This is a genomic window from Sinorhizobium sp. 8-89 (assembly GCF_030124325.1).
GTDB lineage: Bacteria > Pseudomonadota > Alphaproteobacteria > Rhizobiales > Rhizobiaceae > Sinorhizobium.
In genome coordinates, this window is sequence record NZ_JASKLR010000040.1 from 18,901 (window position 1) to 32,040 (window position 13,140).

The 13,140-nt window shown below is 62.6% G+C and carries 11 protein-coding genes and 2 pseudogenes; 6 read left to right on the forward strand and 7 right to left on the reverse strand.

Annotation, left to right across the window (positions count from 1 at the left end):
* Positions 1-31: 31 nt before the first annotated feature.
* The 6 genes from QN219_RS31740 to QN219_RS31765 all read right to left on the reverse strand — a co-directional run bounded on the left by QN219_RS31740 (position 32) and on the right by QN219_RS31765 (position 6,782).
* Positions 32-1,246, reverse strand: a complete 1,215-nt coding sequence (locus QN219_RS31740) for an MFS transporter (RefSeq protein WP_284004404.1) — start codon at positions 1,244-1,246, stop codon at positions 32-34.
* A 77-nt stretch (positions 1,247-1,323) separates the two neighbouring features.
* On the reverse strand, positions 1,324-2,757 hold the full coding sequence (locus QN219_RS31745) for a M81 family metallopeptidase (protein ID WP_284004405.1): 1,434 nt from the start codon (positions 2,755-2,757) through the stop codon (positions 1,324-1,326).
* A gap of 10 nt (positions 2,758-2,767) precedes the next feature.
* The gene (locus QN219_RS31750) at positions 2,768-4,687 is read right to left on the reverse strand and encodes a beta-N-acetylhexosaminidase (protein WP_284004406.1); all 1,920 of its coding nucleotides are present in this window, start codon (positions 4,685-4,687) and stop codon (positions 2,768-2,770) included.
* Between the two features lie 24 nt (positions 4,688-4,711).
* Positions 4,712-5,488: an SDR family oxidoreductase gene (locus QN219_RS31755; protein WP_284004407.1), complete on the reverse strand. Its 777-nt coding sequence runs from the start codon at positions 5,486-5,488 to the stop codon at positions 4,712-4,714.
* A gap of 19 nt (positions 5,489-5,507) precedes the next feature.
* On the reverse strand, positions 5,508-6,371 hold the full coding sequence (locus QN219_RS31760) for a MurR/RpiR family transcriptional regulator (protein WP_284004408.1): 864 nt from the start codon (positions 6,369-6,371) through the stop codon (positions 5,508-5,510).
* Positions 6,372-6,392: 21 nt separating this feature from the next.
* Positions 6,393-6,782, reverse strand: a complete 390-nt coding sequence (locus tag QN219_RS31765) for a RidA family protein (protein WP_284004409.1) — start codon at positions 6,780-6,782, stop codon at positions 6,393-6,395.
* Positions 6,783-6,897: 115 nt separating this feature from the next.
* On the opposite strand from QN219_RS31765, the gene QN219_RS31770 reads away from it, so the two are divergent.
* Both QN219_RS31770 and QN219_RS31775 read left to right on the forward strand, forming a co-directional pair.
* A complete protein-coding gene (locus QN219_RS31770; RefSeq protein WP_284004410.1) occupies positions 6,898-7,392 on the forward strand; it encodes a hypothetical protein in 495 nt (164 codons plus the stop codon).
* 17 nt (positions 7,393-7,409) lie between these two features.
* Positions 7,410-8,870 (forward strand): M81 family metallopeptidase, encoded by a 1,461-nt coding sequence (locus QN219_RS31775; protein ID WP_284004411.1) that lies wholly within the window; start codon positions 7,410-7,412, stop codon positions 8,868-8,870.
* Positions 8,871-8,967: 97 nt separating this feature from the next.
* Here the strand turns inward: QN219_RS31775 and QN219_RS31780 are convergent.
* A pseudogene (locus tag QN219_RS31780) lies at positions 8,968-9,349 on the reverse strand (formyltransferase family protein); the annotation flags it as partial.
* 46 nt (positions 9,350-9,395) lie between these two features.
* On the opposite strand from QN219_RS31780, the gene QN219_RS31785 reads away from it, so the two are divergent.
* The 4 genes and pseudogenes from QN219_RS31785 to QN219_RS31800 all read left to right on the forward strand — a co-directional run.
* Positions 9,396-9,905, forward strand: a complete 510-nt coding sequence (locus QN219_RS31785; protein ID WP_284004415.1) for an FCD domain-containing protein — start codon at positions 9,396-9,398, stop codon at positions 9,903-9,905.
* Positions 9,905-10,385 (forward strand): annotated as a pseudogene (locus tag QN219_RS31790) (Lrp/AsnC family transcriptional regulator). The gene QN219_RS31785 and the pseudogene QN219_RS31790 overlap by 1 nt, the downstream one beginning before the upstream one ends.
* 118 nt (positions 10,386-10,503) lie before the next feature.
* A complete protein-coding gene (locus QN219_RS31795; RefSeq protein WP_284004412.1) occupies positions 10,504-12,000 on the forward strand; it encodes an NAD-dependent succinate-semialdehyde dehydrogenase in 1,497 nt (498 codons plus the stop codon).
* A gap of 24 nt (positions 12,001-12,024) precedes the next feature.
* Positions 12,025-13,140: aminotransferase class III-fold pyridoxal phosphate-dependent enzyme (locus QN219_RS31800; RefSeq protein ID WP_284004413.1), on the forward strand; the 1,116-nt coding region annotated here is incomplete at its 3' end.

A 13,140-nucleotide genomic window follows, 5' to 3' on the forward strand; every position in this document is an offset into this window, starting at 1 on the left:
GAGGCCATGCCGGCCCCCGCTGCTCTCTATGCTACAATGCGCCAACCGCCTTGCGGCGGCTGCCGTCGAGGAACAGCAGCAAGGCACCGCCTGCGACCCCCGCAAGCGCGCCGAGAAGCGCAGTACCGGAATAATCGCTGATGCGTGTGCCGAGGGCGAAGAGGGCGGCACTGAGCGCCCCGCCCATGAAGATGTTCACCGCAATCAACGAGCTTCCAAGCCCCGGACGGTCGGCAATCAGGTCCTGCAGATAGGTGATCGGGATGCTGATCAGCGCTGCCGCACCGAAGCCGCTGATGAGTGTCAACGCGTAAACATGCCAGGGCCGGGACGAAAAGCCGAGCAGCGCCATATAGACGACGTAGATTGCCGTTCCAAGCGCAAGTGCGTCGATATGGTTGAGGCGATACTGGATCCGTCCCCAGACCAGGATGAAGATTACCTCCAGCAGCGCCACGACGCCGACGACGATGCCGATATCGGTCGCTGTGCCGCCGGCAGCGCCGGTGACGATCAACGGCAGCACGGCCGCGTTGACATGCAGGGTGGAGCAGATGAGTGCCACTGCGGCAAGCCGGGCAAGAACACGCGGCGAGAGAATTTCGGCGAAAGAGGCGAGATAGGAAAGCCGCTTGCTAAGGATGGAATCGACCCCGCTTCGCGCCGGCAACAGGAAGAAGACCAGCAGCAGATTGGCGACACAGCCGAGGCTTGCCAGCAGATAGGCAGGCAGCATGCTGCCCCGCGCGGACAGCACAAAGCCGACCAAGCCCGGAACCAGAACCCACGAGAGCGATATGGCCGCCCTCACGCCGGAATTGACCGCTGCCGCGTCCTTTCCGCCCATACCGTTGGCCGCCGTGCGGACGTTGGCGAACAGGAGCGAGTTGAGTGCGCCGTATATCGGCAGCAGCGCCAGCGTGGCGACAACGAAACTCGCCTTTGTCGGCAGGCCGTAGACAAGACCGTAGCCGATCGCGCCGGACAGGATGACCGCCAGCATCAGCGTCCGGTAATTGCCGATGCGATCGGCGACGATGCCGACCGTGACGCTGACGACGACATTGATCAGCGCCGCAACGAAGATCAGAGCCGAATAGAAACCGTCGCTCAAGCCAAGCTCAGTGATCCCGACCAATGACTGATAGGGCGAGGTCGCTGCACCTGAGAAGCCGAAAAGAAAGATGGCAAGCACACTCGCCCGGATAACCGGGTTGCGCATGGCAAAGAGCAACGAGGAAGACATGGTTCAATCCGCAAGTGCGAAGTCTTGTGAGGGGGACCGCCAGACGGGCGGTCGTTGCGGGGAAGGCTGGGTTTGAATCAGGTCCAACGAGCCGAGAAGCGCGCCTTTGGCTCGAAATCAAAACCGCGGTCGAACGGGAAGACCGGCCGCTGGCGGCGTACGCTCGTGAAATTCGCGATGTCCTGATTGACGACGCCGTCCGTCAGCGCCATCAGGTTGGGATTGGCAATCGGCGCAAGCTCCGGTGAAAGATAGCCGGACTTGACGACGAGCAGGCGCACTGTGCTCGGATCGAGACCGAGGCGGCGGAAGTCGTCGATGTTATGGTAGGGCCGCCGGCGCGCTGACAGCACGACTTCGATCCCGCCGGCGCGGACGACCGCCTGGCGCTCGGCAATTGGTCCCGGATCGTCCAACCGCACGACAATAGCCGCGACCTTCGCGACCAAGCTCGACGGATCGAGGCTGCCGCCGAGCCGCAATTCGAGCGTCGCGCCTTCGCCGGCTGCGAAACAGGCGTCCACGGCCGGCCGGTCGGCGATGCCGGCAATCAGCGCGTCCCTCCAGCCGCGCGCGAGAAGAGATCGCAGCACATCGGCGCGGTCGCCGACGCCGCCTCCGGTCGGGTTGTCCCCGGAATCGGCGAGGATCACGGGCCGCGTCTCCGTCCGCTCGGCAATGTCGAGCATCGCTTCGAGTGGACCGGTCACCGGGCCGAAACGGAAATTCTCCCGTTCGCTCCAGTAGCTTGCGGCGATTTCCTCCACTGCCTTCGAGGCGGCCGCCTTGTCCGAACCGGTCACGACTGCGCAGGCGGTCGCCCGCGGCTCGTCCGCCCAGACGTAGCCCACCATCAGGTTGGCATCGAGAATGCCGGGACGCGCATCGAAGTCCGGTAGGCGCCGGTAAAGGCTTCTGGCAGGTTCATCATCCGTGGACGTGCATTCCCCCGGCAGCAGCAACGGCACGGGCGCCCAGGCGACGCCTGGCCGCGTTCCCGTCCTGAGAGCCGTGACCAGCATCGACCAAGCCCGGACCATTGTCTCGCGCGTATCGATGTGCGGCGCGGTGCGATAGCCGGCAAAAATGTCGATCTGGTCGATGATCTTCTGGCTGACATTGCCGTGGAGATCATAGCTCGTCGCGATCGGGCAATCGGGTCCGACGACCGCGCGGGCGGCGGAAATCCAGTCGCCTTCGGCGTCGTCCATACCGTCCACCTTGATCGCCCCGTGCATGGCAAGATAGAGGCCGTCGAGCGGCAGCGCAGCGCGAAGCCGCTCAAGGAATTCCACCTTGAAGGCGTCGTAAGCCGGACGCGATACCGGCCCGCCCGGCACGGCGCGCGCATGGAGAAGCGGAATGTGCTCAAGGCCGTCAGCCACGAGAAAGTTGAAATATTCAGCCGTCAGGAGTTCCTCGCCCCTCAGCACCCGAAAGTCCTCGACCGTCATCAAGACAGGCGAATAGGTGCTGCATTCCGTATGGATACCACCGACGGCAATCCGCATGGCTTCAAACTCACAAGATGGGGCTTAGAGGGGCGATTGCGGCAAAACGCAGCCAGTCCTTTTGCGACTTCGGCGTCCAGGCCGCTTCGGCGATGGCGGACAAACGGGGGAAGACGAGGCGGTTGAAATAGCCGCGCGAGAGGAAATGCTCCGACCAGATGCAGGCCTGCAGGCCCTTCATGCGGTGCTTCAGCTCTTCCGGGAATTCGCCTTCCGCCTCATAGGCATAGGTGTGCGCCGGCGTAGCCGTGCCGGCCCAACTTGCGCCCGGCTCCTGGAAGGCTTCGGCCTGTGCCATGTCGAGGTAGTAGGCCTGCCCCGGCGTCATCACGACGTCGTAACCTTCGCGCGCCAGTTCGATCCCGACCTGGGGGTTCTCCCAGGCCATCAGCAGCGTTCCCTCAGTGCCGACGCCGCCGCCGTGGGCGACCTCGTTCCAGCCGGCGAGCTTGCGACCGCGCGCCGTCAGCATCTGCTTCACTTTTTTCAGGAAGTAGGACTGCAGCGCGAAAGTCCCGGAAATACCCTCCTCTTCCATGAGCTTTCGCGCCAGCGGTGAGGCAAGCCATGAACCATTGGCCACCTCGTCGCCGCCGATGTGGATATATTGGCTCGGGAAGAGCTCGACCATTTCGTCGAAGACTTTCTCGAGGAATTCGTAGGTCAGCGGAATCGCCGGGTTCAGCGCGTTGTTGGGGTAGCCCTGGACCGAATGATAGCTTTCGGGGGCCTCCTGCCCGTCGGCGAGCTCCGGCAGGGCGACGAGCGCGGCCGTGCTATGGCCGGGAATGTCGATCTCCGGGACGACCTCGACATTGAGCGCGCCGGCATGGGCGACGATCGCCCGCACCTCCTCCTGACTGTAGAAGCCGCCGACCGGTTCGGCGCCATTGCCGAGCTGCGGCAGCATCGGCTCGTCTGGCCCGCGAAGCACGCCGAGCGTCGTCAGCGTCGGACAGGCCTTGATCTCCAGCCGCCAGGCCTCGTCGTCGGTCAGATGCCAGTGGAAGATGTTGAGCTTGAACCAGGCAAGGATATCGATGAGCCGCATGACATCGGCGGTCGGATAGAACTGACGGGAGACGTCGAGATGGCAGCCGCGCCAGCCGTAGCGCGGCCGATCGGAAATCGTGCCTGAAACGGGGAAGCGGAATTTGCCCCGCTCCCTGCGCGCGCCATCAAGCAGCTGCGCGAGCGTCGTCAGACCATATTGCCGGCCGGCCGCTGCACCGTATTCGACCCGGATCTCCCGCTCGGAGAAGGTCAGTGCATAGGCCTCGGAACCAAGTTCGGGCTTCTCGGCGAAGAGGATCGGGCGACCCTGCGGGGACGAGGCGAGCGTGAACGGAGCGTGCCCTCCCGGGAAGAGGCGATGAAAGAGCGCGAGCGCCGTATCGACCGCCCTGATCTCATCCTTGCTGCTTCCGGCTGCCGGATAGAGAACGACCGGGAATCCATCACCCGGCACGACGTCGATCTTCACCGGCCAAGGCTGCAAGGCGAAGGGCAGGTCGAGCTTGCCTTCCGGCAGGCGCTGCGGCGGCGGGTCGCTGGCTGCCCCTTCCAGCAGCAGATCGGAAACGGCCACCGGCACATGCCGGCCGTCGGAAAGCGTCAGATAGGCCGATTTTGCGCCGTCGGTGCAGTGCTTCGCCTGTCGGTGCAGCCCGCTGACGGTAAAGGTCCAGCTTTCGCCCGCTCCAAGGACAAGTCCCTTTGGCGGTGCGAATTCGTGGAAATTGGCATTGCGGCGCAGAAACACGGCGTTCTCGCAAGCGGCAGAATCAATGACACGAGTCAGCGACGTATAGACGAGGCGAAAGTCGCTGAGAGGGTGATCGGATAGATTGACGAGAGTGAAGGTGAAGCGTCCGAACGGGCCGCCATCCGGCTGCCAGGCAGATTCGAGGCGATAAGAAACCGGCTGCATGAGCGTCCTCCCGAAGTGGCTCTGTCAATAATGGTTGGATTGCGAAAAGGTGCGTGCGAGTTCGGCCTGGCCTGCGGTAAGCCCGCAGTCGACCGGCAGGCAGACGCCGGATATCGCGCTGGCCTGAGGACCGGCCAGGAACTGGACGGCATTGGCGACGTCTTCCGGATTGACGATGCGCTCCAGCGGATACCAGCGCTTCGCCTCTTCGAAGACCTGCGGGTTGGCCACCGCGCGCGCTTCCCAGGCCTGGGTGCGCACGGTACCGGGCGCCACCGCATTGGCGCGAATGCCGAACTTGCCGTATTCGACTGCGATCAGCCGGGTCAGATGCAGGAGACCGGCCTTGGCTGCGCTATAGGCCGGGTGGCCGAAGACACTCATCCCGTTGACGGATGCGATGTTGACGACCGATCCCCGGCTTTCCTTCAGCATGTCCTCGACGGCCCGGAAGCAAAGGAATGCCGCCTCGAGATTGAGCGCATTGTCCATGCGCCAGATCTCCGCTGTCGTGTCCTGCAGGCTGACGGCGTGTGCCGCCCCCGCATTGTTGACGAGCGTCCGCACCGCCCCGAGCGATGCCGCGGTTGCCGCCATCGACGTAACACTGGAGGCATCCGTGACATCGCAGGCGACGGCTGCAACACGCTCCTCTGTGCCCAGGTTGCGCGCGATCCTCTCCGCGGCATTTCCATCGATGTCCGCGAGCACGACCACCTCATGATCATCGGCAAGGCGCGTCGCAATCGCGCGCCCGATATCGCCGGCCGCTCCGGTGACGATCGCTACGGATTTCTTCACACGCGTTTCCTGGGGCACATCAGTCTCCGAGAAGCTGGCGATCGTCGCCATCCCTGTGCACGACCAATTGCTGTTTGATCCGCCTCAGCGTCGTCGTCGCCTGCGGTTGGACGCGGTAGGCGACGAGACTGGCGATGATATCAAGCAAGGCGAGGTAGGCGATGCGCGTGGATGTCGGGCGATAGATGTTGTTGCCTTCCGGCAGGTCGACCGGCACGGCGATGTCGGCCGCGAGCGCGACGGGACTGCCGCTCTGGGTCAGCGCGATCGTCGGAACCTTGGCTTCGCGGGCGAGCGTGAAGGCACGCACGAGCTCCGCATTGCGACCCGAGAAGGAGGAGCCTATCAGCACGTCGGTCGGCTTGGCCGCGGCCGCCATCATCAACTGCATGCTGTGATCGGAACTCGAGGTGATGCGCAGGCCCAGGCGAAAGAGGCGGTTCTGCAATTCGCTGGCGATCATCGACGAATTGCCGCCTGAACCGAAGGCGTAAATCATTTCCGCACCGGCGAGCCGCTCGGCGGTTTCTTCGATCGCGGCGAGATCGAGCGAGCGATGCAGAAGGAAGAGTGCGTTCTGCGCCTTGGTAATGATGTCCTGCGCGACGTCGGCCGGTTCCTGGCTCTTCGGCTCGGGCTTCAGATACCGCATGCCGATATAGGCCGTCCGCGCCAGTTGCACCTTGAAGTCCGAAAAGCTCTCGCAGCCGAGCCGCCGGCAAAAGCGGGTAACCGTTGGCGGCGACACGTCGGCCTTGCCCGCAAGCTCGATGATCGAGGCGTTCACGGCAAATTCGAAATCATTGAGCAGAATATCGGCAATGCGGTTCTCCGACTGGGATAGCCGCCCCTTTTCCTCCTGCAATATCGCGAAAATATCCATCGAACGCCCACCCCTTTATTCTCAGGCGTTCTTCGGCTTGTAGGCGACGCAGTCGATTTCAACCTTGCAGTCGACCATCATCGAAGACTGCACGCAGGCGCGCGCAGGAGGATGAGCGCCGAAATACTCCTGATAGATCTTGTTGAAACTCCAGAAATCCCGCGGATCATCCAGCCAGACGCCGACCCTCACCACGTGTTCGACACCGTAGCCGGCCTCTTTCAAAATGGCCAGCAGATTGCCTATCGCCTTGTGCGTCTGGGTGACGATATTGCCGTCGATAATCTCGCCGTTCTCCATGGCGACCTGACCGGAGACATGCAGCCAGCCATCGGCTTCAACAGCGCGCGCGAACGGCAGCGGTTTGCCGCCCGCTCCGACCTGCTCGGCGCCATAACGCTTGATAGACATGAAGGACCTTCTTGCAAATTATTTTCTTTATGCGTTGACAAGTGACCATAGAATACGGATTTTGACCAGAGAAAATCCTCATTTATGAAAAGAATTTCAATCCAAGGCAAAAACAATGCGGGATCCCTTCCAGAATCCGTTCCCCACATCAGATCCTGCCCGGCATGCGATCTGGGACATGCTGGTGACACGCGATATCGACGCTTTTCTTGCTGCGGATTGGTCGCTGGTCGCGGGAGATTTCGTCGAGGATGGCTTTATCGGCATCGACGCAAGGCGGGAAACGAGCCCGGATAATTGGCGCCTGTCCTTCCCGTCGCTTGCCGCTTACCGGGACGAGTGGGTGCGGCAGGCGAAGGACTTCGCCCGCCAATCCTTTGCCGAGGATCCACGGGCGGCGATTTTCGCCACCACCACGCTCGAAGACATCGAGATCAACGCAGACCTGGCGTTGGCACGCAAGAAATTCGACGGCGGCCTGAAGAAGACCGACGGCAGCTATGATGTGATGAAGTGGCAGACCGTCTATTATTGCCGGCTGCATCATGGTCGGTGGAAAATCTGCGGGTTCACCGGCTATCTGCCCAACCCGATGGGACCGAGGGCCTAGGCGAAAAGGCGACAGCATTGCGTATCTTCACGGCGGCCCTGGCGACCGAGACCAACACCTTCTCTCCGATCTGCATCGACAAGCGCGCCTTCGAGGCCTCGCTCTATGCACCGCCGGGCGCCCATCCGGAAACGCCGACGCTCTGCACCGCACCAATTACGGTCGGCCGGCAAGTCGCGGCCGAAAAGGGCTGGCAGCTGATCGAGGGGACGGCCGCTTGGGCGGATCCCGCCGGTCTCGTCAATCGGCAGACCTACGAAGACCTGCGCGACGAGATCGTCGACCAGTTGCGGGCAGCCCTTCCCGTCGACGCGGTGGTTCTCGGATTGCACGGCGCCATGGTCGCGGACGGCTACGAGGACACGGAAGGCGATCTGCTGGCGCGCATCCGCGAAATCATTGGGCCGAATGTGCTCCTGTGCGCCGAACTCGATCCGCATAGTCATCTGACTGACAAGCGCGTCGCGGCGGCTGACTTCTTCGTTTTCTTCAAGGAATTCCCGCATACGGATTTCGTCGATCGCGCCAAGGATCTGTGGCGGATCGTTGTCGACACGCTCGAAGGCCGCGTCAAGCCGGTAATGTCGGTTTTCGACTGCCGGATGATCGACGTGTTTCCGACGTCACGTGAGCCGATGCGCAGCTTCGTCGACAAGCTCATGCGGATCGAGAAAGACGACGCGGATGTACTGTCGCTTTCCGTCGTTCACGGTTTCATGGCGGGCGACGTGCCGGAGATGGGCACGAAGATGATCGCGGTGACAGACGGCAACCGGAAAAAAGGCCAGGCGCTTGCCCGCGCACTCGGGCTGGAGCTCTTCGGCAAGCGCGGCACGTACCGCATGCCGGAGATCGACGAACGCCAGGCGGTCGCCGAGGCGATCGCCGCGACCGCCGGTCCGGTGGTGATTGCCGATATGTGGGACAATCCCGGCGGCGGCACGGCGGGTGACGCGACCGTGGTGCTGGAGGAACTGCTCGCCAATGGCGTCACCGACGCGGCCGTCGGCACGATCTGGGATCCGATGGCCGTGCAGATCTGCATGGCCGCAGGTGAAGGCGCCGAGATCCCGTTACGCTTCGGTGCAAAATCGGCGCCCGGTACCGGCCATCCAATCGACGGAACGGTCAAGGTGATAAGTCTCGTTCGGAATGCCGAAATGCAGTTCGGAGAAAGCTTCGCGCCCTTTGGCGACGCCGCGCACATCCAGCACCGCGGCATCGACATCATCCTGAATTCCACCCGCGCGCAGAGCTTCGACCCGAGCCTTTTCTCCGTGATGGGCATTGATCCACGGTCGAAGAAGATCCTGGTCATCAAATCGACGAACCATTTCTTCGCCTCATTCTCGAAAATCGCGTCGAAAATCCTCTATTGCTCGGCCGGGACGCCCTACCCCAACGATCCGGCAAAGACGCCTTACCGGCGCGCGCGGCGCGACATCTGGCCGATGATCGCGGACCCGCATACGCCGTAAAGAGGAGTGGCCCGAGCATCGAGCGAAAGCATGGGCAGTTTGCGACCCTCATCCCGCTGCCGCAACCTTCTCCACGTGGGCGGAGAGAACCGGCGCGTCACCCCATCCGCTCTGACGCATAGCTTCCGGGACTCGGCGGGAAGACGACGACGCGGTTGCCGTTGATGAAGCAGCGGTGGTGGATGTGGGCGTGCACGGCCCCGGGCCAGCACCTGGCTTTCGACGTCGCGGCCGATCGAGACATAATCCTCGGCGCTCTGCGCATGGGTGATGCGCGCGATGTCCTGCTCGATGATCGGACCCTCGTCGAGATCGGCGGTAACGTAATGCGCCGTCGCGCCGCTCAGCTTCACGCCGCGCTCATAGGCCTGCTTGTAGGGGTTGGCGCCCTTGAAGCTCGGCAGGAACGAATGGTCGATGTTGATGATCCGGCCCGACATCTTCTTGCAGAGCGCATCCGACAGGACCTGCATGTAGCGAACGCCCATAAGACGTGTCCTGGCAAGGTTGGAATCCGAGGGCTTGGTGGAATCAGTGCATGGCGTGGGAACGATCGTCACCGACCCCGATATCGGCGAACTGGTGCAGATCTATCATTTGCGCATGGAACTTGCCCTCCTAGTGGGCAAGCTTTCGCCTACCCCTCGCAGCGCGGAGGATCTGGAGCGGATTAGGGCCCTCATCGCCCGCTGCGACGAAGAGATGAAGAACCCCACGCAGAAGGCCTTCCTACATCTGAACATGGCGTTTTTTGCCGAAATCAGGGCGTTCACAGGAAACCTCCCGCTGCGGGAGATCAGCGAGCGATTGTACTACCAGGTGGTTCGTGTCGTCCTGAAGATGATGCCGAAGCTAGATTTGGCCGAAGAGTTCTCGGCCTTTCGCAGCGAAATGCAGGCGGTCCTGTCCGCAGCCGAAATCGGCGACTGGGAGGCGATCGGATACATTCGCCGAGCCCACATTTCCATGAGCTTTCACCGCATGATGAACTACGCCGATACATCGGAGCTGTCCGAAGAGCGTTCCAAGGCATGATGAAGCTCGACGCGATTGATTTGCGAATCCTGGAAGCGATCCAGAAGGACGGGAGAATTACCAAACTGGCGCTTGCCGAGAAGGCGGGGCTGTCGCCAACACCTTGCTGGCTGCGACTGAGAAAACTGGAAAAGGCCGGCATCGTAACCGGCTACCATGCACGGCTCGCCATGCGCCGGGTCGCCCCGGTCACGAGCGTTCTCACCGAGATCACGCTCGGCAATCACCGCCAGACCGATTTCGAACGCTTCGAACGCGTGGTCGCCTCGGTTCCCGAGATTGTCGCCTGCTGGTCGGTTGGCGGAGGCGTCGACTACATACTGAAAATCATAACACCCGACGTCGACGCCTACCAGCGGCTCATCGATGGCTTGCTCGATCCCGAGCTGGGCATAGACCGCTATTTCACCTACATCGGTCACCAAGACGGTCAAGGAAGAAACCCTGCTCCCGCTCACCAGCCTGCTCCCTCAGACATAGATAAATCCGGCTGTGCAGCCCGGTTATTTAGTCCAACTCTCTGATGCATGTGTCCGGAATAGACAACTTCTCTCCTTGTTGGCGTCCAGAATACCCGCAACAAGAGAGGAGATCGGACATGACTGCTGTTTTCGCACGCACGACCTTCCACGACGCGTTGAACCACCTGAATGATCGGCAGCTTTTGCGGGAGCTCGCCTACGTTGGAGGGCGGTGGGTTGCCGGACAGGGCGGCAAGGCCTTTGAGGTCTCCGACCCTGCAACCGGCGCGACACTTTCCTGGGTCGCCTCACTCGACGCAGATCAGGCTTCTGAGGCTGTCGATGCCGCGGCGGCGGCTTTCCCCAACTGGCGTGGCCTGCTGCCGCAGGCACGGGCCGCCATTCTGCGCAAGTGGTACGAACTGATGCTTGCCGCCAAGGAAGACCTCGCGCTGCTGATGACGCTCGAGCAGGGCAAGCCGCTTGCGGAATCCCGCGGCGAAATCGACTACGCCGCCTCCTTCATCGAGTGGTATGCCGAGGAAGGCAAGCGGCTCAACGCCGAGAGCGTGACGAGCCACCTGCCGGGCGCGGAGATGATCGTACGCCGCGAAGCACTCGGGGTCGTTGGCATCGTCACGCCCTGGAACTTCCCCTCGGCGATGCTCACCCGAAAGGCGGCCGCCGCGCTCGCTGCCGGCTGCACCGTCGTTGCACACCCCTCCTCCGAGACGCCGCTTTCCGCCCTCGCGCTTGCGGAACTCGGCGAGCGTGCCGGCATTCCGGCCGGGGTCTTCAATATTGTCACCGGTGATGCCGCGACCGTTGTCGGCCGCCTGTGCGAGGAGCCCCGCGTCCGCGCCATGAGCTTCACCGGCTCGACCGAGATCGGCAAGCTGATCGCCCGCCAGTGCGCACCGACGATGAAGCGGCTGGTGATGGAACTCGGCGGCCATGCGCCGCTCATCGTCTTCGCCGATGCCGACGTGGAGAAGGCGGCAGACATTGCGATCGCCGCAAAGTTCGCGACCTCGGGGCAGGACTGCCTCGCGGCGAACCGGATCTATGTCGAACGGCCAATCCTGAAAGCCTTCAACGAAGCTTTCGCTGCACGGGTCGCCCGCCTCAATGTCGGCGCCGGTCTCGCACACGACACGGAGATCGGCCCGCTGATGCATGAGCGTGCCATCACCAAGGTCGAGGAGCAGGTCGCCGACGCGATGAAGCGCGGTGCGAAACTCGCCATCGGCGGCAAACGTCACGCCGCCGGGTCGCTGTTCTTCCAGCCGACCGTGCTCACCGATGTGCCGGACGACGCGCTGATCATGCGCGAGGAAACATTCGGCCCCGTGGCCGCCATCACCGCATTCGACAGCGAGGATGAGGTGATCGCCCGGGCGAACGACACCGAATATGGCCTCGTGGCCTACGTCGTAACCGAAAACGGCGCGCGCCAGTTGCGGCTCGCCCGGGCTCTCGAATACGGAATGGTGGCGGTCAACCGGGTGAAGATCACCGGCGGGTCGATCCCCTTCGGCGGCTGGAAACAGTCCGGCTTGGCACGCGAAGGCTCCCGCCATGGCATGGAGGCCTTCACCGAACTCAAATATCTCTGCATCGACACCGCCGCCTGAACGGATTTGACGAAAGGAACGACCATGCTCGAAAAAAGCAACGAACTCACCGCCTGGGACCGCGACCATTTCTTCCATCCGTCCACGCACATGGGCATGCATGCCCGCGGCGAGACCCAGATCCGGGTCATCGGCGGCGGCGAAGGCGTTTACATCACCGACGTTGCCGGCAAGCGCAGCCTTGACGCCTTCGCCGGCCTCTACTGCGTCAACGTCGGCTATGGCCGGCAGAAGATCGCCGAGGCGATCGCCGAACAGGCGAAGAACCTCGCCTATTATCACGCCTATGTCGGCCACGGCACCGAGGCATCGATCCGGCTCTCGAAGATGATCATCGACCGCGCGCCGAACGGCATGAGCCGTGTCTATTTCGGTCTCTCCGGCTCCGACGCCAACGAGACCAACATCAAGCTCATCTGGTACTACAACAATATCCTCGGCAGGCCCGAGAAGAAGAAGATCATTTCGCGCTGGCGCGGCTATCACGGTTCAGGTGTCATGACCGGCTCACTGACCGGCCTGCAGCTTTTCCACAATGCCTTCGACCTGCCGCGGGCGCCGATCCTGCACACTGAGGCTCCCTACTATTTCCGCCGTCCGGACCGCTCGATGAACGAAGAGCAGTTCTCGCAGTATTGCGCCGACAAGCTGGAGGAGATGATTCTCGCCGAAGGGCCGGATACGATCGCCGCCTTCATCGGCGAGCCTATCCTCGGCACCGGCGGCATCGTGCCGCCGCCAAAGGGCTACTGGCAGAAGATCCAGGCGGTGCTCGAGAAATACGACATTCTGCTGGTCGCCGACGAGGTCGTCACGGGCTTCGGTCGCCTGGGAACAATGTTCGGCTCCGATCACTACGGCATCAAGCCTGATCTCATCACCATCGCCAAGGGCCTGACGTCGGCCTACGCGCCGCTTTCCGGCAGCATTGTCTCGGAAAAGATGTGGCAGGTACTGGTGCAGGGGTCGGACGAACTCGGCCCGATCGGCCACGGCTGGACCTACTCCGCCCACCCGATCTGCGCTGCGGCCGGCATCGCCAATCTCGAACTGATCGACGAACTCGGTATTGTCGAGAATGCCGGTTCGACCGGAGCCTATTTCCGGTCCGAACTCACAAAGGCGCTCTCGGGCCACAAG